This is a genomic window from Xanthomonas sacchari (assembly GCF_024266585.1).
GTDB lineage: Bacteria > Pseudomonadota > Gammaproteobacteria > Xanthomonadales > Xanthomonadaceae > Xanthomonas_A > Xanthomonas_A sacchari_C.
On record NZ_CP100647.1, the window covers coordinates 1,764,509 to 1,787,915 of the forward strand.

At 64.9% G+C, this 23,407-nt stretch carries 19 protein-coding genes; 13 read left to right on the forward strand and 6 right to left on the reverse strand.

Annotation, left to right across the window (positions count from 1 at the left end):
• Positions 1-57 precede the first annotated feature (57 nt).
• Positions 58-1,146 carry a sialidase family protein gene (locus tag NKJ47_RS07120; RefSeq protein WP_254460791.1) on the reverse strand — a complete coding sequence of 363 codons (1,089 nt, stop codon included), beginning with the start codon at positions 1,144-1,146 and terminating at the stop codon, positions 58-60.
• Positions 1,147-1,260: 114 nt separating this feature from the next.
• Here NKJ47_RS07120 and NKJ47_RS07125 point away from each other — a divergent pair, with 114 nt between their 5' ends.
• The 5 genes from NKJ47_RS07125 to NKJ47_RS07145 all read left to right on the forward strand — a co-directional run bounded on the left by NKJ47_RS07125 (position 1,261) and on the right by NKJ47_RS07145 (position 7,634).
• Positions 1,261-2,637 carry an alpha-L-fucosidase gene (locus tag NKJ47_RS07125; protein ID WP_254460792.1) on the forward strand — a complete coding sequence of 459 codons (1,377 nt, stop codon included), beginning with the start codon at positions 1,261-1,263 and terminating at the stop codon, positions 2,635-2,637.
• Between the two features lie 1,300 nt (positions 2,638-3,937).
• Positions 3,938-6,142: a hypothetical protein gene (locus tag NKJ47_RS07130; protein ID WP_254460793.1), complete on the forward strand. Its 2,205-nt coding sequence runs from the start codon at positions 3,938-3,940 to the stop codon at positions 6,140-6,142.
• Entirely contained in the window at positions 6,139-6,432 is a 294-nt protein-coding gene (locus tag NKJ47_RS07135) for a hypothetical protein (protein ID WP_254460794.1), read from the forward strand. Before NKJ47_RS07130 ends, NKJ47_RS07135 begins: the two co-directional genes overlap by 4 nt.
• 252 nt (positions 6,433-6,684) lie before the next feature.
• On the forward strand, positions 6,685-7,239 hold the full coding sequence (locus tag NKJ47_RS07140) for an RNA polymerase sigma factor (RefSeq protein ID WP_254460795.1): 555 nt from the start codon (positions 6,685-6,687) through the stop codon (positions 7,237-7,239).
• 161 nt (positions 7,240-7,400) lie between these two features.
• Positions 7,401-7,634, forward strand: a complete 234-nt coding sequence (locus tag NKJ47_RS07145) for a RebB family R body protein (RefSeq protein ID WP_254460796.1) — start codon at positions 7,401-7,403, stop codon at positions 7,632-7,634.
• A gap of 40 nt (positions 7,635-7,674) precedes the next feature.
• On the opposite strand, the gene NKJ47_RS07150 is transcribed toward NKJ47_RS07145, so the two are convergent.
• Positions 7,675-8,070 (reverse strand): hypothetical protein, encoded by a 396-nt coding sequence (locus tag NKJ47_RS07150; RefSeq protein ID WP_254460797.1) that lies wholly within the window; start codon positions 8,068-8,070, stop codon positions 7,675-7,677.
• Here NKJ47_RS07150 and NKJ47_RS07155 point away from each other — a divergent pair.
• The 5 genes from NKJ47_RS07155 to NKJ47_RS07175 all read left to right on the forward strand — a co-directional run bounded on the left by NKJ47_RS07155 (position 8,054) and on the right by NKJ47_RS07175 (position 11,420).
• Complete coding sequence (locus tag NKJ47_RS07155; protein ID WP_254460798.1) at positions 8,054-8,527, forward strand: hypothetical protein; 474 nt, start codon at positions 8,054-8,056, stop codon at positions 8,525-8,527. The genes NKJ47_RS07150 and NKJ47_RS07155 overlap by 17 nt on opposite strands.
• Before the next feature lie 43 nt (positions 8,528-8,570).
• Complete coding sequence (locus tag NKJ47_RS07160; protein ID WP_254460799.1) at positions 8,571-9,134, forward strand: hypothetical protein; 564 nt, start codon at positions 8,571-8,573, stop codon at positions 9,132-9,134.
• 504 nt (positions 9,135-9,638) lie between these two features.
• A complete protein-coding gene (locus NKJ47_RS07165) occupies positions 9,639-9,965 on the forward strand; it encodes a RebB family R body protein (protein ID WP_043091830.1) in 327 nt (108 codons plus the stop codon).
• A 69-nt stretch (positions 9,966-10,034) separates the two neighbouring features.
• Positions 10,035-10,376: a RebB family R body protein gene (locus NKJ47_RS07170; RefSeq protein ID WP_254460800.1), complete on the forward strand. Its 342-nt coding sequence runs from the start codon at positions 10,035-10,037 to the stop codon at positions 10,374-10,376.
• A gap of 114 nt (positions 10,377-10,490) precedes the next feature.
• Positions 10,491-11,420 carry a Crp/Fnr family transcriptional regulator gene (locus NKJ47_RS07175; protein ID WP_254460801.1) on the forward strand — a complete coding sequence of 310 codons (930 nt, stop codon included), beginning with the start codon at positions 10,491-10,493 and terminating at the stop codon, positions 11,418-11,420.
• 214 nt (positions 11,421-11,634) lie between these two features.
• Here the strand turns inward: NKJ47_RS07175 and NKJ47_RS07180 are convergent, their stop codons facing one another.
• Positions 11,635-12,021: a winged helix-turn-helix transcriptional regulator gene (locus tag NKJ47_RS07180; RefSeq protein ID WP_254460802.1), complete on the reverse strand. Its 387-nt coding sequence runs from the start codon at positions 12,019-12,021 to the stop codon at positions 11,635-11,637.
• A 150-nt stretch (positions 12,022-12,171) separates the two neighbouring features.
• Between NKJ47_RS07180 and NKJ47_RS07185 the strand changes: the two genes are divergently transcribed.
• From NKJ47_RS07185 to NKJ47_RS07195, 3 genes are all read left to right on the forward strand, one after another.
• Positions 12,172-13,179 carry a zinc-dependent alcohol dehydrogenase family protein gene (locus tag NKJ47_RS07185; RefSeq protein WP_254460803.1) on the forward strand — a complete coding sequence of 336 codons (1,008 nt, stop codon included), beginning with the start codon at positions 12,172-12,174 and terminating at the stop codon, positions 13,177-13,179.
• Positions 13,180-14,000: 821 nt separating this feature from the next.
• Positions 14,001-14,873, forward strand: a complete 873-nt coding sequence (locus tag NKJ47_RS07190) for a hypothetical protein (protein ID WP_254460804.1) — start codon at positions 14,001-14,003, stop codon at positions 14,871-14,873.
• Positions 14,874-15,671: 798 nt separating this feature from the next.
• Entirely contained in the window at positions 15,672-16,778 is a 1,107-nt protein-coding gene (locus tag NKJ47_RS07195; protein WP_254460805.1) for a hypothetical protein, read from the forward strand.
• 647 nt (positions 16,779-17,425) lie between these two features.
• On the opposite strand, the gene NKJ47_RS07200 is transcribed toward NKJ47_RS07195, so the two are convergent.
• The 3 genes from NKJ47_RS07200 to NKJ47_RS07210 form a co-directional block, all read right to left on the reverse strand.
• Positions 17,426-19,276, reverse strand: coding sequence for a glycoside hydrolase family 35 protein (locus tag NKJ47_RS07200; RefSeq protein ID WP_254460806.1), 1,851 nt, complete (start codon positions 19,274-19,276; stop codon positions 17,426-17,428).
• Between the two features lie 138 nt (positions 19,277-19,414).
• A complete protein-coding gene (locus NKJ47_RS07205; RefSeq protein ID WP_254460807.1) occupies positions 19,415-21,757 on the reverse strand; it encodes a GH92 family glycosyl hydrolase in 2,343 nt (780 codons plus the stop codon).
• A gap of 129 nt (positions 21,758-21,886) precedes the next feature.
• A complete protein-coding gene (locus NKJ47_RS07210; RefSeq protein ID WP_254460808.1) occupies positions 21,887-23,329 on the reverse strand; it encodes a glycoside hydrolase family 125 protein in 1,443 nt (480 codons plus the stop codon).
• Positions 23,330-23,407 lie beyond the last annotated feature (78 nt).

A 23,407-nucleotide genomic window follows, 5' to 3' on the forward strand; every position in this document is an offset into this window, starting at 1 on the left:
GCTGCACCGCGCAGACCACCGCTGATGGGTGACGCGCGGCGCGCTACCGCTTCGCGGTCAGCGTGACTCGCCCGCTGCGAGCGTGCCGGTCAACCGCTTCGGATCCAGCACCACATGCTTGATGCGGGTGCGCTTCCAGGTGTAGCTGATGTGCACCTTGCCGTCGCGGGTCTGGATCACCGCCGGGTAGGAGAACTCGTCCTTGGGGCTGTCTTCCAGGGTCAGCACGCGGGTCCAGTGCAGGCCGTCGTCGGACAGGGCGACGGCGAGCACGCCGCGGCCGTCCCACCAGTCCTTGCCGGCCTCGGTCGGGTTGTAGACCAGCAGCGAGCGGCCGTCGGCCAGGACCACCGCGTCGGTGCCGGAATTGGGATTGGCCAGGTCGAGCAGGGTCATCGGTTCCCAGGTGCGGCCCTGGTCGCGCGACCAGGTGCTGAACACGTGGTTCTGCTGGCTGCGGCCCACCGCCTGCAGGCGGCCGTCCTTGTGCAGCAGCACGCTGGGCTGGATCGCGCCGATCTTGGCCGGGTCGTTCATCGCCGGGCCGCGGGTCCAGTGCGCGCCGTTGTCGTCGGACCATTCCATGTGCGCGACCCAGCCGGCGTCCTCGCTGCTGCTGGGGCTGAGGATGCGGCCGCTGGGCAGCTGTACCGGTTTGTTCTTGATCGGGCCGAGGATGCCGGCGGGCAGGCGCTCGGGCGTGGACCAGTGATGGCCGCCGTCGCTGGAGGTGGTCTGCATGCCCCACCAGCGCTTGGGATCCGGGCCGACCTTGTAGAACAGCCGCAGCGGCCCCTGCGCGGGCTGGAACAGCACCGGGTTCCAGGTCGGCAGCGCCGCGCCCTGCGCCTGCGCGCCGTCGGCCACGCGCTGTGCCGGTTGCCAGCCCTGCGCGTCGCGGCGCGCCACCCAGATCGCGACATCGTCGGCGCCTTCGTGGCGGCCGCCGAACCAGGCCGCGAGCAGGCCGTCGCGGGTTTCCACCAGGGTGGAGGCGTGGCACTGCGCGGTCGGCGCCTGCGCGTTGACGAATTCGCTGTAGACGATGGGCGAGGGCGGCCCCTGTGGCGGGGCGACGGCGGCCGGTCCGGCGAGGGCGCGCACCGCGAACAGCGACAACAGGGGAAACAGCGAAGGCGACATCATGTGGTCCGGTCCTGTCCCGCAAAAGGGGATACCTATTTATCATCAATTAAATACCATATGCTGACACCACCGGCAGCGCCGCCTGCCAACCGACGACGATTGCGAGGATCCGCCATGCCGAACCGCCCGCTCTCTCCGCTCCGCTGGCTGGCCGCGCTCGGCCTGACCGCCCTGACCGCGCCACCGCTGCTCGCCCAGAACTTCGCCGAGGTCAAACCCTCGCCGCAGCAGGTGGCCTGGCAGGACCTGGAATTCGGGGTGATCGTGCATTTCGGCACCAACACCTTCCTGGATCGCGAGTGGGGCGACGGCACCGCCAGCCCGAAGGTGTTCGCACCGGACCAGGTGGACCCGGCGCAGTGGGCGCGCGCCTCCAAGGCGGCCGGCGCCAAGTACCTGATCCTGGTCGCCAAGCACCATGACGGCTTCGCGCTGTGGCCCACCGAGGACAGCGCCTATTCGGTGAAGAACAGCCCGTGGCTCGGCGGCAAGGGCGACCTGGTGAAGATGACGGGCGAGGCCGTGCGCAAGGAAGGCATGGGCTTCGGCATCTATCTGTCGCCGTGGGACCGCCACGAACCCAAGTACGCCGACCCCAAGGCCTACGACAAGTTCTACGCCGCACAGCTGGTGGACCTGGCCTCGCACTACGGCCCGCTCACCGAGTGGTGGCTGGACGGCGCCGGCAGCGCCGGCCACGTGTACAACTTCGACAAGTACATGGAAGAGCTGCGCACCTACCAGCCCAACGCCATGGTCTTCGCCGACACCGCGCTGTTCGAGTACGGCGACGTGCGCTGGGTCGGCAACGAGGCCGGGGTGATCGAAGGCGAAAACTGGAACACCATCGATCGCCACGGCTACCTGCGCTGGCGCCCGGTCGAGGTGGACACGCCGCTGCACAAGCTGCAGTGGTTCTGGCACCCGAACAGCGACCAGACGCTGAAGAGCGTCGACGAGCTGGTGCAGATCTGGGAAGACAGCGTCGGCCGTGGTGGCCAGCTGGTGCTGGGCATCGCCCCGGACAAGCGCGGCCTGCTGCCCGAGGCCGACGTCAAGCGGCTGGAGGAAATGGGCCAGGCGCTGCAGGCGCGCTACGGCGCCGACCGCAACCTGGTGCGCGGCCGGCTCAAGAGCGACGACGGCATCGCCGCGGCGGTGGACGGCGACCGCGACACCTTCTGGAGCGCGCCGGACGGTTCGCACCACGCCACGCTGGAGCTGCAGTTCAAGCAGCCGGTGACCTTCGACACCGCGCTGTCGATGGAATGGCTCAACGACGGCCAGTTGGTGCAGAAGTACGCGGTGGAAGTGTTCCGCGACGGCGCCTGGGTCAAGGTGGCGCAGGCGCAGGCGATCGGCCACATGAAGATCGACCACTTCCCCGCGGTCACCGCTTCGCGCGTGCGCTTGAACATTTTGTCCAGCGTCGATGCCGCGCATATCCGCGAGTTCCAGTTGTTCAACGTGGGTGCCGGCGCGACGCGCTGAAGCCTGCCGCGGCGTACGACCGAAGCCGTACCCGGCGCGACGCCGGGTGCGGCTTTTTCGTTGGAGCTGTGCGCTGCGTCTGCGGCGAGGGCGGCGGTGTGAAGGCGCGGCGGTTCCAACATCGCCGCGAAGAAGAGCGCACGCGCCGCAAGACGTACTCCCCTTTCCCCCCCGGGAGAGGGGGTGGGGGTGAGGGGCGGCGCGAGCGCAGTCGCTCAGCGCAGTCGCTGCGTCCGCGGCGACCCAGCCGTGGCGTTGCGCCACGGCCGCTTGGTGCGGGCGAGGTGCACGCCATGCGTGCACGGCATGCGATGGCGCAGGAGCAGCAGACGGAGGGCGCCTTTAACTGCGCCGCAGAGGGGCACTTCGTTACCTTTGCAGAACTGGCTTCAGCCGCGACGGGGTTCTACAGCTACATCTCGCAACGGTTGAAGCCACTCCTATGCGCGACGGAGTTAGATGCGCCGCGTGCTCAGGCCTGCATTACGTGTACGTTGTTCGTGGTCGCGACAACCGCGCTTAGCCCGAGTTGCGCAGGGGGGGCGCAGGTCCCACACGGTAATGCTGCGCGGAGGCCTGTGCGATACATGGAATCACGTGGCGCACAGCAAAATCCGCAAGCAGCCGGTCGATGCGCGTCTGCCCGATCATCGCCTGCGATGCGCAGTGTCGTCCGATGGTAGGCATTGCTTGCCATCGCTGGCGCACATGCCGTTGCGGAAGCCTTCGAGGCGCGCTCGGCCGATATGAGGACAAACCGGTCAGGCCGCATGCGCAGGCGCGCCCGGCGATCGCCGCATTCACGGCGCCGCCGCCGCCGCGTTTAGAGGGAGGTCGCCCTCCATCCGTGGCGCTGCCAAGTCGCCGACGCGGCGTGGCCATGGTGCCGGGGTGGTCCCGTCCTCGTGGAGTAACGCCATGCCCGACAGCGCAGGTGTATCCGGGTTCCGCTCGGTGTCGTTCGAACGGCGAAGGCGGCTACGACGATGGACGCGGCTGCGCCATGGCCTGTGCGTGACACTGGCGTGCATCGCGGTGGCCTTGGCGCCATCGTGGGATGCGCGTAGCGCGCCGTCGGCCCCGCAGCCACTGCCCCGCGTAGTGCCCGTGGCTGGGCCGAGCGATGGCCGGTGCACGACCGGTCCGCCTTCCGTGCTCGATCTTCGCCAGTGCGCGGTGCGTGCCGTTGCCTGCCTCCGCGCAGCAGCGTCGGCGCACGCAAGGCCCCAGCAAACCGGGCTGCGGCCCAGTTCCCGGGCGGCGGACCCCGCTGCCGTTCTCTTCCCTTCAAGGACCCGACATGGCCTATTTCAAGCTTGCCGAGCAGACACAGCTGAATCGCTACGTCTGCGACTTCCATAGTCACTTCACCGGCATCCTGCCGACCCAGCGCAAGGAGCTGGACGACACGCGGTCGTCGCTGGCGCAGTTGCTGGCGCAGCGCTTCTACGCCAACGATCGGCATGCAACGGCCAAGGGCGAACTGTTGCTGTTCCGCTACGCGCTGACATTGATGACCGAGCGCACAAGCAATCCCTTCGCCCGGTTGCTGGGCAAGCGCAACCGCACCGAGTACGAACGGGCCGAATGCGTGGCGGAGAACATCTACATCGCCTGTCAGGTGATCGCGGCCGAGTACGGCTACGTGCGCAGCGAGTTGGCGCTGCCGCCGCAATCGCCCATGCTCTACACGCTGGTCGACACCGAGATCGTCACCCCGGCTCTGGCCTCGGCGGATGGCCCCCACCCCAGCCTTCGCACGCTGGTGCGCTACTTCAACAACAAGTTCTACAGCGCCAGCAAGTACACCCCGTTCGACGATGCCTACAAGCTGCGCGGCCATTTCGTGAAGCAGCTGTGCCAGGGGGATCCGGCCGACTACAAAAACTGGAGCGAGTCGCAGAAGGCCGACTACCGCCTGTGGGTATGGGCGATCTTCAACTACCTGCGCGAGGACGGCGTGCTGCTGATCCAGGCTGCCGCCACCGAGGACGAGATCCCGCAACTGGCGGGGCTGGCGCAGGACTACAACGTCCAGTACGGCACCGATTATCGGCTTCTGGTGCATTCGCCGCATCACTACATGCCTGATGGTGCCTTGAAGAAATACCTGGACGACAAGGTCGCGCCGCTGCTGACCGGCCAGGGGAAAGGAGATTCGATCATCGTCGGGCTGGACCTGCTCGGCGCGGAGAACAAGGTCGGCAACTACGCCGAACTGTTCACCTGGCTGCAGCAGAACGCCAACGTGCTGAGCGCAAATTTCGGCAGCGGCGCAGGCAAGCGCGCGCTGCGTGCGATGGTGCACATCCACTGCGGCGAAGGCAGTGGTTTCGGCGCGGAGAACCGGTCGGTGACCGGCTACTATCTGCATCAGGTCGGCGACCCGGATGCCCGGTTCTACGCAGCACTGTCCGCGCATGTGCTCGATGCCTGGAACGCCGCCAATGGCAAGCGCGGCGCCACGCCGCGCGGCACGCGCGGGACCGCGGTTCCGCAGGGGCTGTTCGAGGAGTTGTTCGCCAACACCGCCTTCAGTCACGACGGGCATGTGCTGCGCCGCTTCGACATCAACGCGCCGCTGTCGCGCGAACTGGCCGGCTACAACGCCAAGCGCAACGTGATGGCGCTGAGCGAGGCGCTGGATCGGCGGTCGCTCGATGTCAATCGCGACGTCTACCACGCGTTGGTGGAGAACAATCCGCTGTACGCATTCCGCCTGGGACACGACTACTACTACCGCAACTACATGGCCGCGCGTTATCCGTGGCTGGCCTTCGACACCAACCTCGGCAGCAATGCGATCACCGGTGCCTCCGCATTGTTCGATTCCGTGCAGGGCTACCGGCTCAACCGCGGCTATCGGCAACTGGACGGCTACATCGACACCGACGTGCTCGAGGCTGTCGGCAATGCGGTGCTGAGCATGGAAACGCAGGGCCTGGATCGGGCGCAGATCGCCAAGTTCGTCGCTCTCAGCCAACAGAGCGGCGATCTGGCGACCACACTGCGCGACAACCAAGCCTATCTGCAGAGACAGCTGCAGGCGGCGCTGCAGCCGATCTACGACCCGGCACAGGCCGAGTTCCTGTTCGGCACCTATTGCAAGCTGGTCCTGTATTGCGCCGGCGACGCCCCGGCCGCGGCGCTGCGTTACCAGGCCATGGTGCGCGCGTTGCTGGTCGTGCAGAACTGGCGCTCCTATCTGCTGGGCGCCGACGGTCAGGGCGTGGAGCATACCGGCGTGCAGCGCGAATACCTGCGCATGCTGGTGCTGCTGATCTACAAGCTGCTGCCGAACAACCAGAACGAACTGCAGGTGGATCTGCTGCAGACCCTGGCCACGCTGCTGCGCAGGCTGGCCTTGAGCTACTGGCGCGCCACGGTAGGGCCGACCAGCGCGCTGGAAGTCACCGGCAGCCTGCTCCGGCTGGAATCGCTGGACGGCTTCAAGGGCCCGGCCTCGGTGGTCGTGGTGCGGCGTGCGCCGCCGGCCTCGTCATGATCGGCGCCTGGGCCACGACGGCGCTGGACGAGGTCGCCACCTATCTATGGCAGGCGGAACTGGCGTGCGTGGAGTCGGCCATCGCCACGCCGACACCCGCGCCAGCGTCGGGCGAGGCGACGCCTCCCCCCGGCTCGCCGCCGCAGGCACCGCAGCCACCGACTCCAACCTCGGCGCAGAGACAGGAGCCAGTGCTGCCAGCGGCGGATGCAAAGCCGGACATCCAGCAGTTGCTGCATGCGCTCCGCGATCAGAAGGTACTGGAGGCCTTGGTCAAGCTGCTGCGCTGAGCTGATCGCGAACGCACGATCCGGGCCCGCTGTCTGTGCAGTGTGCCCGTTTTTTTGCGCGAATGGCCCACAGAATCACGGAGAAGCTGCCTTCGCCGTATGCATGCGTAGACAAAGCGCGCACACACGCCACCTCCCGTGCGGCTGCGCGGGCATCGCCCCGCGGTTGTCACCCAGGGAACAGCTATTGCTGCCGGCCCCCACAGAGACTCGTCGCACAAGGGGATTTCGGAGCATGCGATGGAGAGGGCAATGGAAAAGTCAGGCGTGGACGCCTTGCGATTCGCCGAGGCCGACGAGATGTTCACCCGCGCCTGGCGCGCCATGCTGCCGGATCTGCGGCGGCGCGCGTTGCGGTTGGCCAACGGGCGTGCGGATGCGGCCGAGGACCTACTGTCGGACACCGCGGTCAAGGCGTTGCTGTTCATGCGCCGCTCGCCGGATGCGATGACCGACCCGCAGGGGTTCTTGTTCGTGGTGTTGCGCCACGTGTTCCTGGACCTGGCGCGGCGGCGCCGCGGCGGTGGCGAACCGCTGGATCGCTCTTCCGAGGCTAAGGAAGTGGACGCCGTGGCCGATCAAGGAATGACCGCCCTGCAACGTGCCGAACTGGAGGAGCAGATGGAGCGCGTGGTGACGGCGGTGGCGGCGCTGAGTCGGGAGCAGCGCCGCCTGTTCGCCTACCGCTTCGTCGAGGAGTTGCCCTATCCGGCCATCGCCAACCTACTGCGTATCAACCAGCCGCTGGCGCGCAAGCGCGTGGAGCTGCTGCGCAAGCGGCTGCGCCTGGCGCTGGTGGCCGAATGAGCGTGTTGGCCGCAGCGGCTTCACAAGCCGCCCACGGCGGCGTTTTCCCTCCACGCCGGGCCGCGTAGGCCGCGGCATCGCGGGCGCCGCGGCGGGGCGCGGCACAGGCCATCCCCGTCGCGGCGCCTCCCCGGCAGGCGACTCACCAAGGAATCAGGCTCATGGCAGACAACACGTTCGTCAATTCGCAGATCACCGATGCGGTCACCCAGACCAACGTCAAGGTGGTGGCTGAGGCGCCCGCCCAGGCGATCGCCTCGCTGTATCAGGTCTCCAGCCACTCCACCGGGCTGGCGTTGCAGAACGCGGTGCACAGCCAGCAGGCGCTGAACCAGGTCTCCAATGCGGTGGTGTCCAAGGCGGTGGCGCTGATCATGGCGATCGGCGAGAAGTGATGCAGCGCCGGGACGGCTGAGACGGGTACCGATTCATCCATCAGGAGAGTGGCATGTGGCCTTTCGCAAGCAAGAAGACTTCCGCCTCCCCGCCGGCCGCCGCGGCGGCGCCGGCCGGTGCGGCAACAGTGCCGTCATCCACCATGGGGGCGGCACAGACTCCGGATGCGCCGGCGCCGGAGGCGGCCAGCGGCACTGCAGCCGCGGCGCCGGTCGCCGCAGATAGTCCCTCCGCCGCGGTGCCAGCGAGTAGCGAGGCCAGCAGCGCGCCCGCCGCTGCGGCAGGCGCCGCGGTGCCCCCCGCGGTCGCGCCCGCCGCCGACGCCGCGCCTGCGGCAGCGGCAGGTGGCGATGGCGCATCGCCGCCCGCGGCGCCGCCAGCCGCTCCGGTCTCGCCGTCGCCTCCACCGCCGCCGTCCATGCTGAAGACGCTCAACACCCACATGCTGGCGCAGGCCTCCGCGGAACGGCCGGCCAGCGACGCGCTCAACAGCAAGATCGTGCAGGCCGTGCAGCTCAGCAATGCCGAGACCATGGCCTACGCGCCGTCGCAGATCGTGGTCGGCTCGAACATGCTGATCAGCCAGGCGTCGGGCCTGATCGCGCAATCGGCGGCGGTGTACTTCGACGGCGTCAGCAAGATGGCGCTGGCCAGCCAGGGCGTGCTGCTCAAGCAGATGACCGAGAACCTGGCCGAGAACAAGATGGAGCAAGCCGCCGAGGATGCGCTGGGTGTGCTGGCCACCGACGTGCTGGTCGGTGCCGCAGCGGCAGTCGCGGCGGCCGCCGGCGCGCTGGAGGCCGAATCCGCCGGCTTCGCCATCGACAAGATCGACCAGAGCATCGCCAAGTACGCGGACCTGATGCGCGGCCGCAAGTCCGCGTCCACGTAGGCCGTTTGCACCACCGATTCCACCACACTCACAGGGGAACACCATGCAAGACAACCAAGCATCCGATTCCGCCACGCTGCAACAGTTCGCCCAGAGGTGGCTGGGCCGCGCGCTGACGCCCATCGAGGAAGAGCAACTGCGGCGCTTCGCGTCAGAAACGTCTGCACCGCCAGCGGTGCCTGCCGCAGAAGTCGATGGGGCCTCGCCGTCGCTGATCGACACCGAGCGCCAGCGGGTGCAGGGCCTGATCCAGCAAATGATGCAGAAGATGCAGAACACCCGCGGCGAGCTGAACGGCGCCACCGCGGCCAGCGAAGCGGCGGTGCTCAAGGCGGTGCAGTCGGCCAATTCGTTGGACCAGTTGCGACCGGGCCAATTGCGTCCGCCGCAGCACGGCGAAGGCGGCATGAACCACATGGTGATGTCGCAGATCGCCGATCGCCTGGCCAACCTCGTGCAGGCCGAAGTGCGTGCGTGCTTCGATCGCGAATTCGCCAACCTGGCCCAGCAGATGCAGGCCGTGATCGATGCGGCGCGCGCGCAGGGACTCATCGCGGACGCGCAGGCCGCGGCGCCGCAAGCGCCATCGCCGTCCTCCGGGGCCTGAGCGATTCCGCTGCACGGTGGCGCCTTCGCATGTGCATGCGGAGGCGCTACGTCGTGCAAGCGTATTTAGTGCATGTGTACGAGCGTGGCGCAGGACTGCGGTCGTGGCGCTCGATTGTGTGCACGGCGCGTTTCGCACGCGCATGGCGTGCCTTGCGGCTTGCGCCATGCCCATGCCCATGCCCATGCCCATGCCCATGCAGCGAAGGTGGCGGTGTGCCATCAGCGATCCAGCCTGGTCCCGAGTCGCAAGCGGTCGCTCGTTCGACTGCCGCGCTGGCGGATCGCGTTGCATGGAAGCAGGGGGCGCCACGTGCCACGCGCCGCAGCGGCTGCAACACGCGTCGGCTGACGCCGCGGGGCATCGTGGTCGATGTTGCTTCGTCGCGGGCGCATCGCGGCGATGCTGGCGAGACAAACGCCGCGTAGGGTTTCACAGTTTTTGCACTGTCCCGTTTCCATAGATCGTACGGCGTGGGCCGTACCCCAACCCAGGAGCGAACACATGGCATTTCCCACCGCGGTCAACGACCAGATCACCGATGCGGTCACCCAGTCCAACGTCAAGGTCATCGGCGAAGCGCCGGCCTTCGCGATGGCGTCGATCTACCAGAGCATGGCGCACTCGACCGGCATCCTGTTCGAGAACGCCGTCTCCGCGCAGCAGCAGCAGAACACCCTGGCGCAGGCGGCGGCCAACCAGGGCGTCATGCAGATCTACAGCCTGGACACCACCGCCGCCGCCGGCGCCACCGAGAAGGTCGCGCAGACCGGTGTTTCCGACAACCTCACCAGCCTGCTGACCGTGCTCAACGCGTTCAAGCAGTCGTAAGCAACGCGCGCTAACGCCGCCGCGAGGCGGCGCTAGCCACGCAATTTCCTTCCTAACGAGGACCGTTCCATGGCCTATCCCACCGCAGTCAACAACCAGATCACCGACGCCGTCACCCAGTCCAACGTCAAGGTCATCGGCGAAGCACCAGCCTTCGCGATGGGCTCGATCTACCAGAGCCTGGCGCACTCCAGCGGTATCCTGTACGAGAACGCGGTCGCCGCGCAGCAGCAGCAGAACACGCTGGCGCAGGCGGCGAACAACATGGGTGTCATGCAGGTGTACTCCCTGGACACCACCGCGGCCGCCGGCGCATCGGAGAAGATCGCCCAGACCGGCGTATCGGACAACCTGACCAGCCTGCTGACCGTGTTGCAGGCGTTTCAGGGCGGCAAGCCGGCCGGCCTCTGAGTCCGCACGTCGGTCCGGAACGGCGAACCCGTCAGGTCTCGCCGTTCCTCGCTGCAGCTGTCGACGCCGTCGACCGTTTCCCCCTGCAGGCCGCTTGCCCAGCGCGCCTCGCCTATGCCGTTACCCACCCGTGCCTGGCGCGTTCGACGCCCGGCGTCGTACGTCCTGCGTCCGAGAAGAGGGAGTATGGAGGTTCCAGCCAACGTCCATCTGGAGACGATCGAGCGCAGCGTGCCTGGCCACGACGACGGCGACGCATGCACGGACATCGCCGGCCAAGAGCATCGCCGCCTGCTGGAACGCGCGCCGTTGTTCCAGGGTTTGCCGGACTTGGTACTGGACGACCTGCTCGCCCATGTCAGCGAATGCGCGCTGGATGCGGGCAGCGTCCTGTTCTTCAAGCACGATCCCAGTAGCTTCGTCGGTGTGGTCGTGCGCGGTCGTGTGTACAAGGTGCTGTACGGCCCGGATGGGCAGGAACTGATCGTCGGCGCGGTCGAGCCCGGCGGGCTGGTGGACGAGGCCGCGCTGCTGGAACCGCACGGACGCAGCTTCACCGCCATTGCCTTTGGCGCCAGCGTGGTGCTGAAGCTGCCGCGGCGCCACTTCAACGTCCTGCTGGATCCGCCGCTGCTGCAGCTGCGCATCCACGCATTGCTGCGTCTGCGCCTGCGGCAGACTCTGGACAGCCTGGAAAGCATCTGCCTGCACCGACTGGAAGTGCGCCTGGCGCGCTACGTGTTGCGCCAACTCGAACTGCAGGCCACACCCCATGGGAGCGACTGCACCATCGCCCTGCCGCCGAACCAGAGCATCCTGGCCGCGATGCTCAACATCAGCCGCTCCAAACTCAATGCACAGTTGCAGCGCTGGGTGCGCAGCGGCCTGGTCAGTCGCCGTCGCCAGCTGCTGCGCATCCACGACCTCGGCGCGCTGTATGCCAAGGCCAACCTGCAGGGGCTGGTCGCTATGCCGGCGAGCGAGGATGGGGAGAGGCCTGTGCGTGCTGTCAGCCTGCCGTGGGCGGATCGGCGCGCCGAGTGAGGTGAGCGATCAAGCGCGGATCGATTGTCCATCGCACTCGATCCCAAGGTATCGAACACCCTGTCCATGCCACGCGATGTGGTGGCTGGCGCGCTCGTGTCAGAAGCTACGCACCCTGGTCAGGAGTGCGCCTTGATAGCGGCGGCGGTCGGTCTCGACATGCAAGAGGCAGCGACGCGGATGTGCGCCTGCGTCTTGGAGGCGCCGCACGATGTCACCTCGCCATTGCCTCCCCATGCACGCATTCCGGGGTCGCGGCCGGCGCGCGCGCCATCTCGCTGCTGCGATACGACTCGCCCCATTCGCGCAGGCTGATCAGCACCGGCGCCAGGGATTCGCCGAGCGGCGTCAGCGCATATTCGACCTTGGGTGGCACCTGTGGATAGACGTGCCGCACGATGACCCCGTCCTCCTCGAGTTCGCGCAATTGCAAGGTCAGCATGCGTTGCGTGGCATTGGGAATCAGGCGCGTCAGTTCCATGAAGCGCTTCTTGCCGGAGAGCAGGTGGAACAGGATCACCGGCTTCCACACCCCGCCAATCACCGAAAGCGTGACTTCGACCGCGCAGCCGCTCTTGCCATCCAGACGTTTCAGACGCATGGTGTTTGTACCTACAAAATTGATAGTACCTGCGAAAATTGTACGTTCTTGCGATGCAGGAAGTGCATCCCGACAATGCCTGCAACGCGGTCTCGCTGCAACTGATGCGGCGCCGCCCCTCGCCACTGTTCCGCTAAGGATGTCGTCCTCATGAAAGCCATCACCCTGCGCCAGCCCGCTGGCCTCGAGAATCTCCGCCTCGTCGATCTGCCCGATCCCGGCCAGCCGGGCCCCGGCGAGATTCGCGTGCGCGTGCATGCGAGCTCGCTCAACTTCCACGACCTGGGCGTGGTGACCGGCCGCATGCCCAGCGCCGACGGCCGCATCCCGATGTCCGACGGCGCCGGCGTGGTCGAGGCGGTGGGCGAGGGCGTGGACGAGTTCGCCGTGGGCGATGCGGTCGTCTCGACGTTCTTCCCGACCTGGCTGGATGGCGGACCGACTCTCGCCGATTTCGCGACCGTGCCCGGCGACGGTGTCGACGGCTATGCACGCGAATACGTGGTGCGCCCCGCGCAGTGGTTCACGCACGCGCCGCACGGCTACAGCCACGCCGAAGCGGCGACGCTGACCACGGCGGGGCTCACCGCGTGGCGCGCACTGGTGGTGGACGCACATCTCAAGGCCGGCGATACCGTGCTGGTGCTCGGCACCGGCGGCGTGTCGATCTTTGCGCTGCAGTTCGCCAAACAGATGGGCGCCACCGTGATCGCGACGTCGTCCTCCGACGAGAAACTGGCGCGTGCGCAGGCGCTCGGCGCCGATTTCACCATCAACTACCGCCGCGACACCGACTGGGCGGCCAAGGTGCTCGACTACACGAACGGCCGTGGCGTCGACAACGTGATCGAAGTAGGTGGGCCAGACACGCTGGGTCAATCCATCCAGGCCTGCCGCATCGGTGGCCATATCGCCCTGATCGGCGTGCTGACCGGCATCGCCGGCCAGGTGCCGACGGTGGCGCTGATGCAACGCCACCAAACCCTGCAGGGATTGATCGTCGGCAGCCGCAGCCAACAGCGCGACATGGTCCGCGCGATCAATGCAACCGGCATCAAGCCGGTGATCGACCAGACGTTCGCGCTGGAAGACATCGCCGATGCGTTTGCGCATCAGGCGGCGGGGAAGCATTTTGGGAAGCTGTGCTTGTCGATCTGAATTCACTGCCAAGAAGACAGCAGTCAACGCTGCCGCACGGGCCTGGTTGCTGTCCGATGGCCCACCTTGGTTGCTGACCAGGGTGACTCTGCCTGTGGTGCGGGTTTCCACACCTTTGCCGCCAGCCGTCACGCGACAGCCTGAGACAGCGGTGCGTAGCGCCATCCGCGTGCGGATGACGCATTGCATGGAGCGGCGCCAGCGCTATTAGGTGGAGAGGTTCTGAAAAACTACCTGCGACCAGCGCGCCCAGATAGCCATACACCTCGCCTTCAACCGCGGGCAAAGACATGCATCTCGAGGTGTCTGGTGGGCCCGTTCGCAGCTGGAATACGCCTCTGTCCCTGATGAGCGGCGTAGGAGAACGCGGCTTCGACTAAGCTACCAAATCCACCAAAGTCGGCCTCGTTCTGACTTCCCCGCGGTGATCGCTCTGCATCGCTGCGGTTCGGGCGCACAGCGATTGGGTTGTGTGAGTTTCCTTGGTGTTTCCTTTTACCAATGGTGCTCTAAGGCGCCGCTGGAACTTTCTCCCAAAGCAACATCCGCTGTCACCAAAATGACTTGAAAACGTAAGGCGCAGGCGTGCCCGGTCTCTCTTTCTCAAGCTCGAAAGCACGCCATCGAGTATTTACTTCCTGTTTGTGCAATTTTCATTGACATTGATCCGGTCCGTGGCCTAGTGTTCCGTGCTGGTGAATTTGGTGATTCGCGCGATGTGTTTGTGCTGTGTCTCGTGAGGGGTAGCTTTAATGGGTGTTACTATTTTTGTTTTTTGATTTAGGCCGATCTCGTCATGTTGTTCTACATCTGGGGATGACGTGAAAAAGTATTTTTTTATAATTTTGGTCGTTGCCGCCCTGATAGTTGGACTGGTGTTGTCTGGTTCCTTTCAGAAAGGCGGGTTTTTTTTTGATCTGACTGAGAACAAGGGAGTAACTCCATCTGGTGTTGAATTAAAGGAAGGAGCGAAAAGTAGTAGTGCTGAATCTAGTGCTGCTAGGTCACGGTCGGCGGAATACCTGCTTAGATTCGAGAGTGTAAAAAATAAAGCATTGCGGGGAGATCCCGCGGCTCAGTTGGAACTGTCGCGAATGTATGATCGCTGTTTCCCGGTCAGCATCTCTCGCGAGAAATATCTGTCTAGTATTGATGCAATGGCTGCTCAAGCGGGTGGGGCCGCAGCAGCCATGAAGGCAACCGCCAGACGCATTGCAGATGACTGCGCCTTGGTTGAAGGCGGTTCTCCGATCCCACTCGATGCGCAAAAGGAATGGCTGGCAGCATCTGCGGCTTCAGGAAATCTGGCTGCAAAAATCAGGCTTCAAGTGAGATATCCAGATGAGGCAAAGGAGAACGTTTCCGATCTCGTGAAAACGGCTGTTGATAAGAAGGATCCCGAAGCGATATTTGAACTTACGGATTTGCTGGCGACTCAGTCGCCTGAAGCAAATTTAGGCCCATTCGAAGCCGTTGCTGGCGATGAAACCTCCGCGTATGCCTGGGGAATCGTTGCGTGTCAGATGGGTGCGGATTGTGGTGCTGGATCTGCAGTGGTTGATGGGTATTGCTTGAATGGTGCCTGCGCCTCGAATTACGAGCAATTGGTTCGGAATAACTTGTTGCCAAAAGGAGAAGGTGAGAGGTTGAATAAAAAAATAGAGTACATAAATTCTGTGATCGGGCGTAAATAGAAACCACAAGGAGCTTGGTGTGCTTACTTCAAAGTCTCGTTGGATTCTGTCATTTCTGCTGTTGCTGAGTTTCGTAGCGATTGCTGCAGTTGTGACAATCGATTCAAGGAATGCTCCTTACAATTCTGTGGGATCCGCCCAAAATGTCGGGGAAAGCGATATTCCGGAAGTTCGCCAGGCTGGCATGTTGGCGTTGGTCGGCATGTATCGTGTGACGAAAGGCGTTACTTCGCTGCCTAATGGCTCCGTTGTTACAGTGATTTGGAGTGACGGTTCTCGTGAAAAGGCGACCATCGTGTGCCAAAATGGTACTCCTTGTGTGCAGCCCATTCCTGGCAGTTTAAAAGATAGTCCCGGTGGTGGTGAGGGCGGCGGCGCTGGAGGTGGGGGTGGTAGCGGCGCCGGAGGCGGTGGCAGCGTAGGGGGAGGCGGTAGCGTGACTGTCGGACCTTCTATTCCTATCAAGAATAATTAGCTGATGTAATTGGGATGCATCGATTCGGCGGCTGCCACTAAACAGGTGGTGGCCGTTTTTCATATATCACATGGCGCCTGCCGCAACGGCGAGAAACCCAAGCGGACTATCGGCGACTATCGGGTCAGTTTCACTTATCAGTCGATTTGGATGCCTTGTGTGGGCAATTTGAGGGCCTAATGCGTTGCGTAGTCCCGACTTGGACCGTGTAGCGGGTCAGTTTCAATTAGAAAGTCAACCTGGCCCCGTTCCTGCCGGGGATGCTACCTACCTCTTGAAAGCACGCCGGAGCCGCTGTACCTTCACTGTTACAGGGGGGCGTGATGATCGAGTTTAAGAGGTCTGGCTCTGGGCTTCTAATACCAGAGCAACTTGAGCTACATAAAAAGAGGTCCAGTCGTCTTGCTACGCTCGTAAACAGCGTGGGACTGAGTATGGTCGTCAACTTATTTATGATTTTGATTCAACTCGTAACTGTGTGGATTTTGTGGAAGACCTATCAAGATACGGTCGTCCCTAATCGCCAGAAAGAGCTATTGTCAGAACAGGTGGCTCAGCTCGAATTAGAGCACACCCGTCGTACTAAGGAAGTAGTCCTTACGCGACAGCGCGTGCAGTCTCTAAACAATGAGCTGCAAGCGCGACATATGGAGTTGACTAAACTCGCGACAGAGCATCAGTATCTTCTTGCCGAAGCTGCTACTGCCCGGGCGAACGCGGAACACGCTCGACTTTCTGAAGCTACTGCGAAGATTTCTGCAAACAAGGCACAGTCAGGGCTCGAAGCTTCGCAATGGAGTATCTACTATCAGAATGCATCTGTGGTTCTCATGCTTCCCCATATGATCATGATCAGAAAGTTGGGTGAGATAAAGCGTGCAAGCATCGGAGCTGAGGATGGCAAGGCCGCGTTCCATGATTATCTTGAGCACGTTGAAAGCATCTGGCCAAATATGAATAGTGACGCCGAGCTAATTGCGCGCGAGCTACGCAAAGACGAAACAAAGTTCTATCCAAAATGGATGAAAGAAGAGTTTGCATCATACTTCATTAAAGAGGCCGGAAACTTGTCCTGCCAAAGGCCTGATTTCGTTGCAATCAAGGCAGAAGTTGACAAGAAGTTTGATGCTGCAGCGGCGACCGCCATGGCGGAAAAAAAGAAGGAGCAAGCAGAGAGGCAAGCCGTTATAGATGAAGCAATGAGGCGGAGAGTGGCAATTCCATATCCCGATAGCGTCAAGAGTTATGAAATTAGGGTTGCTGTCAGCGATGCCACCTACAAGATGATCGATGAGATTGAAGAGCGCTTACGGAAATCAATCGAGAAATGCAACGGCCAATTCGATCCGATTGGTGATAAATTCTTTGCTGGCAAAGGTGTTTCGCAGCCTACTATGCCCGGTAGCGTGTTTGAGGAGTTCAAAAGATAGAGCCGCTACCGTCCCAATTAACGGGGCATGTTCACTTATGGATTGAGTTGGGTGCTTTGCGCAAGCGGTTGAATTCAGCAGCCGCCGAGGGGCGCTCAATGAAGGGTTGGGCCTCGCTCGCATCATTAGGATGGGCCACCTTGAAGACTAACGGGGTCAGGTTCACTTATCGTTGAGTGGATGCTTGTTAGTTACGATTGCCGGTATGGTTTGGTCGGACTCGTTGCCGCGAAAGCTGAAGAAGAACCCAGTGCCAGTTCCGGCAGAGCCATCCAAGTAGCTCGTTTCGATGCGAGCCGTAGAGTGAACGAGTTGTTCTGAAGGACTAGGCAATATAATTTCTCTGCGGCCTAACTATTATTCGGCAAAAAAATTTTGTGTAACAGGGTGGCTCGCTGATGTCGCTAACTTTCGAAGCAATGCCCGTCTGAAATCAATCTTTCAACGCTCCCGCTGTCGCATAATCCCCGCGTCTAATCATACTGCCATTCGTCAGTGCATCCCCGCACCAGACTGACGCTATCACTTGTTGACGCCCGTCAAAAGTTAAAGGCCGCTCGGCGTGACCGCCGGCGGCCTTAATTTGTAGACAAGTTGTTTGATCACGCGCCATCCGTATTTACCGGGCGGCGCGCTCCGCGGATAAGTCAGTTACTGGGCGTACTCCAAACCTGCCTCGTAACTCCCCGCACGCTCGCATCCGCCGCGCTATCCAAGTCAAACACAATCACGCTATTGCCGCCCTTCCGCTGCCAAGGCGCCGGAAAATACAACGCCCGCTGCGGCCCGATATTCCAGTGCCTTCCCAGGTTATGGCCGTTGGCCCAGGCGAAGCCTTTGCCGAAGACCTGCATGTCCAGGAACGTATCGGCAGGCGTGCCGATCTTGAGCGTGCCGCGGTGGAAGGCCGGGCCATCGATCTTGGCGGTGGTCCAGCCGGTGAGCTTGCTCAGGTCGTCCATCGGGAGAGGGAAGGTCTGCCAGCCGGTGAGGGGCTTGCCGTCGAGCAGCACGGGGTCGACCAGGCCGGCGTGCCCGTCGGGGAGGTGGGCGCCGTAGTTGATGCGGCCGGTGTTCTCCACCAGCACGTCGAGAGTGTGGGGGCCGGCGGGGATGTCTACGTCCACCGCCACTTGCTGCAGGCGGCGCTCGGCGCTGCCGGCCAGTGTGCGGTCGACGTAGACGCGGGCGTAGTCGCGCACCTCGCCCAGGTACAGGCTGCCCTTGCGCGGGCCGGTGACGGTGGTGCGATAGAGGATGTAGCCGTAGGCCTGGCCGTAGCGCTCCATCGGCTGCGGGGTGTCGGTGGTGGCGGCCGGGGCGGGCAGGTTGTCCCAGAGCGAGGCGGATTCGCGCAGTGGCGTGGCGGGTAGTTCGGCGAAGCGGATCGGCTTGGGCAGCGCCGGCGGGGCGACGCCGGTGACGCGCTGGATGGCGTCGCGGAACAGGGTGAACTTGGGGGTGGGGCGGCCGGCTTCGTCGAGCACGGCGTCGTAGTCGTAGCTGGTGGTCTGCGGGGCGTAGTGGTCGCTGGGGTTCTTCTGGAAGTTGGCGCCATTCATGAAGCCGAAGCTGGTGCCGCCGACGAACATGTAGATGTTGGCGGAATGGCCCTGACGCAGGATCCATTCGAATTCGCTGGCCTGCTTGGCGCCGTCGGTCACGGCGTGCTTGCTGCCCCACTGGTCGAACCAGCCGGCCCAGTATTCGCCGACCATCTGCGGTTGCCCGGGGCGGAACTTGGCCAGGGTCTCGAAGGCGTTCTTGGCGTCGCCGGGGGCGAAGTTCACCACGGCCAGGGTGTCGGGCAGGGTGCCGTTGGCGAGTACGTCGGGGCCGTCGGCGGTGAACAGCAGTGCTTTGTCGAAGCCGGCGTGGACGAACATGTCGCGGTTGAGGCGCATGTAGGCGTGGTCGTCGCCGTAGGAGCCGTATTCGTTCTCCACCTGCACGGCGACGATCGGGCCGCCGTTGCCGTTGAGTTGCGGTTTGACCTGGGCGGCGAGTGCGTCCAGGTAGGCCTGGCTGGCGGCAAGGAAGCGCGGGTCCTGGCTGCGTACGCGCATGCCGGGTTCGGCGAACAGCCACGCCGGATAGCCGCCGGCTTCCCACTCGGCGCACACGTACGGGCCGGGCCGCAAGATCACGTTGAGGCCTTGCGCGGCGGCTTCGTCGACGAAGGCGGCGATGTCGTTGTTGCCGCTGAAGTCGAACTGGCCCGGCCGCGGTTCCACCAGGTTCCAGAACACGTAGGTCTCCACCGTGTTCAGGCCCATCGCGCGCGCTTTCTGCAGGCGGTCCTTCCAGTAGGCGCGGGGGATGCGCTGGAAGTGGATGGCGCCGGAAATGACCTGGTACGGCTTGCCGTCGCGGATGAAGTGATCGCCCTGGGTGGCGAAGGCGGGCCAGGCGGCGCTGCTGTCGGCAGCGCGCACGTGGGTGGCGGGCAGGGCGAACGCCAGGGCGAGGGCGAGAGCGGCGAGGGTCGTACGCGGCATGAGGGATCTCGGAAGAGGCGATGCGGATGCAACGCAACAGACAACACGAAGCGCGCGCCGCAATGCAACCGGTCGCACGCACAAGGGCGGTGATGGGGAATCAACCAATCCCGATTCCCCAATCCCCATTCTCCGCCGTCAAACGAACGACGGCGGCAAATCGTCCTTGCCCGCACCGAAGGCGGTGTTGGGCTTGGGCCCCATCTCCAGCTCCAGCGTGCCGCCGGCGGCGAGGTCGGCATGGCGCAGCCAGCTGCGGGTGTAGGGCTTGCCGTTCCAGCGGGCGCGTTGGATGTAGACGTTGGCCGGGCTGTTGCCGTGGGCGACGATGCGCAGGGTGCGGCCGTGGCCCACGTCCAGTTCGGCGCGCTTGAACAGCGGGCTGCCCAGCACGTAGTTGGCGCTGACCGGGTCGACCGCGTACAGGCCCAGTGCGCTGAGCACGAACCAGGCGCTCATCTGCCCGCAGTCCTCGTTGCCGGACAGGCCGTTGGGTGCGTCGTGGTATTGCTCGCGCAGCAGCCGCCGCACCATCGCCTGGGTCTTGTACGGCTGCCCGGCGTAGGCGTAGAGGTAGGCGACGTGGTGGCTGGGTTCGTTGCCGTGCGCGTACTGGCCGACCATGCCGTCGATGTCCGGCGGTGCGTCCGCCGGCAGCTCGGAGCTGGTGGTGAACAGTTCGTCGAGCTTGGCGACGAAGTGATCGCGGCCGCCGAACAGCTCCATGTAGCCGTACAGGTCGTGCTGGTTGAGGAAGGTGGCCTGCCAGGCGTTGGACTCGGTGAAGTCGCGCCACTGCGCGCTGTGGCCCATCGCGCGCGGATCGAACGGGGTGGCCCACTGGCCGTCGCTCAGCCGCGGCTGCACGAAACGGCTCTCGCGGTTGAACACGTTGCGGTACTGCCGCGAGCGTTCGCGCAGGCGCTTGGCATCGTCGTCGGCGCCCACCGCCTGCGCCAAGTGCGCCACCGCCCAGTCGTCGTAGGCGAATTCCAGGGTGCGGCTGACCGATTCGTCGACCTTGTCGCAGGGGATGTAGCCCATCGACCGGTACAACCCCAGGCCGTGCACGTCGTCGTCCATCGCGCGCTTGCGCCAGGCCGGGTACGCCGCCTTCCAGTCGATGCCGGTGAAGCCCTTGGCATGCGCTTCGGCCAGCACCACCGCGGAGTGGTAGCCGATCATGCAGTCGGTCTCCACGCCCTGCAGCGGCCAGATCGCGACGCCTTGCGGGGATTCGTGGGCGCCGCGCACCAGGCACTGCACCAGGTCGGGCACGCGCTCGGGCTGCACCAGGGTCAGCAAGGGATGCAGGGCGCGGTAGGTGTCCCACAGCGAGTAGGTGCTGTAGTTGTGGTAGCCGGCCGGCGCCTGGTGCACCTGCAGGTCCATGCCGCGGTAGCGGCCGTCGGTGTCGCTGAACAGGGTCGGCGCGATCAGGCTGTGGTACAGCGCGGTGTAGAAGATGCGGCGCTGCGCGTCGTCGTCGCTGTCGATGCGCACCCGCCCCAGTTCCTTTTCCCATTCGGCCACGGCGGCGGCATGCACGCGGGCGAAGTCGAAGTCGGGCAGTTCCGCGTCGAGGTTGGCCAGGGCGTTCTCGGCGCTGACCGCGGAAATGCCGACCTTGACCAGCAGCGGCGCCTGCGCGGCATCGGGGTAGTGCAGGGCCAGTTTCAGCCGGTTGCCGTCGGCGCTGCGCGCGCTCGCGGCCAGCGGCTGGTCGTCGGCGTACAGCTGCGCGCTGGCGAAGGGCCGCGACAGGCGCATGGCGAAGTAGATGTAGCGGCCCTTGGCCCACTGGTAGACGCGGCGGCCGCCGGTGACGGTCTGCGCATCGACCAGGCGCAGGCTGGCGTCCTCGACGCGGGTGGGGATGTCGGGCTTGTCCTGCATGCCGTGGCACAGGTCCAGCAGCAGGTGCGCCGGCTTGCCCTTGGGGAAGTGGTAGCGGTGCAGGCCGGCGCGCGCGGTGGCGGTCAGCTCGGCATGCACGCCGCTGTCCTTCAGGCGCACGCGGTAGTAGCCGGGCGAGGCGGCTTCGTCGGCGTGGTCGTAGCGCGAGCGGTAGCCGGCGTCGGGGTTCTCGCGCGTGCCGGGCTGCAGCTTCACCTCGCCCACGGCCGGCACCACCAGGAAATCGAGCATGTCGCCGACGCCGGTGCCGGACAGGTGGGTGTGCGAGAAGCCCATGATCGAGCCGTCGTCGGCGTGGTAGCCGGAGCAGGCGTCCCAGTCGGCGTTGTAGGTATCCGGGCTCAGTTGCACCATGCCGAACGGCAGCGTGGCGCCGGGGAAGGTGTGGCCATGGCCGCCGGTGCCGATGAATACGTCGACGTTGCGGGTGAGGTCGGCCTTGGCGCGCGCATCGGCCGGCAGCGCGTAGTTGCCGGCGCGTGCCTGCGCCAGGCGCGCGATGCCGCTGCTGCCGAACAGGGCCAGGGCGATGGCGCCCTGCAGGAAACCGCGTCGTGTGGCCATGGTGCTGTCCTCGGGGTGTGCGGCGGTGCGGTGGGGGGTGTTTGCTGTTGTGGGAGGGACTTCAGTCCCGACGGGCCTTGCCGAAGAAGCGTCGGGACTGAAGTCCCTCCCACAAATACAGTGATGGCGTCAGGCCTTCAGCAACTGCGGCTTGCGCTGGTGCAGGTCGATGATCAGTTCGCCGAACAGGGTGTTGGCCCAGGCGAACCAGGGGCGGGTGAAGGTGCTCGGGTTGTCCTTGTCGAAGGCTTCGTGCATGAAGCCGGTGCCGGCGTCGGTGGTCTTGAGCCACTGCAGGCACTGGCGGATCTGCGCGTCGTCGTCGCTGGCCAGGGCGTACTGCATCAGCGACATCGGCCAGATCGTGCCCAGGCCGCTGTGCGGGCTGCCCACGCCTTCGGCGGCGCGGCCGCGATAGAAGTACGGGTTGCGCTCGCTCCAGGCCAGTTGCCGGGTGCGCAGGAACAGCGGATCGCGGCGATCGCAGCAGCCCAGGTAGGCCAGGCTCAGCAGGCCGGGGGCGTTGGCGTCGTCGATGAACAACTGGTTGCCGTAGCCGTCCACTTCATAGGCCCAGAACGGTTGGCCGTCGGCGTCGCGCATCTGCCCGAACTGACGGGTGGCGGTCTCGACCTGGTCGGCCAGAGCGCGGCACTCGCCGGCGAAGGCGGCGTCGTGGTGCAGTGCCTCGCTCATCGTCGCCAGTTGCCGCAGCGAGGTCACCGCGAACAGGTTGGCGGGGACGAACAGCGGATACAGGCAGGCATCGTCGGACGGGCGGAACATCGAGTGGATCATGCCGTTGGGGCGGGTCGGCTGCCCGTAGCCGTCCAGCACCAGAGTCTCGGTGGCCAGCGGCGAGGGCCGCTGGAAACTGTACGGGCCGCGGCCGTGCAGGCGCTGCTGTTCGCGGAAGGTGCGCACCACCACGTGCATGGCCTCGCGCCAGTCGTCGTCGAACGGCGCGGCATCGCCGCTGGCGCGCCAATACTCGTGCGCCAGGCGGATCGGATAGCACAGCGAATCCACTTCCCACTTGCGCTCGCCGACGCCGGGCTTCATCTCGGTGATGTCGGCCACCGACCACTTCAGGCGCTGGCTGGTGCCGTCGGGCAGGAAGGCGTTGGCGTAGGGATCCAGGCGGATGCAGGCGGCCTGGCGCTGGATCAGCCCATGGAACATGCGCCGCAGCGCCGGGTCGCGCTTGGCCAGCGGCACGTAGGGGTGCACCTGCGCGGAAGAATCGCGTAGCCACATCGCCTCGATGTCGCCGGTGATGACGAAGGTATCCGGCTTGCCGTTGCGGGTGCCGGTCTCGACCGTGGTATCGAGGGTGTTGGGGTAGCAGTTCTCGAACAGCCAGGCCAGGCGCGGGTCGCCGATGCCGGCCTTGACCGTGCGCAGCTGGCGCTCGACCGCGGTGCTGACGAAGCGGCGCTTGCCCGGCGGCGGCCGCTTGCTGGGCAGGGCGGCAGAGGCCGATGCCGCGGCGGCGGCCGGCAATGCCCCGCTCAGCAGCGCGGCGCCGGCGCTGGCGCCGAGGAAGTGGAGAATGTCGCGGCGGGTGGGCATGGCCTGGAACGCTCCGTGGAATCGACGAACGCTCCCCGCGCAGGGCCGGCACCGGGAGGCGCCGGCCGCGGCCGGGAG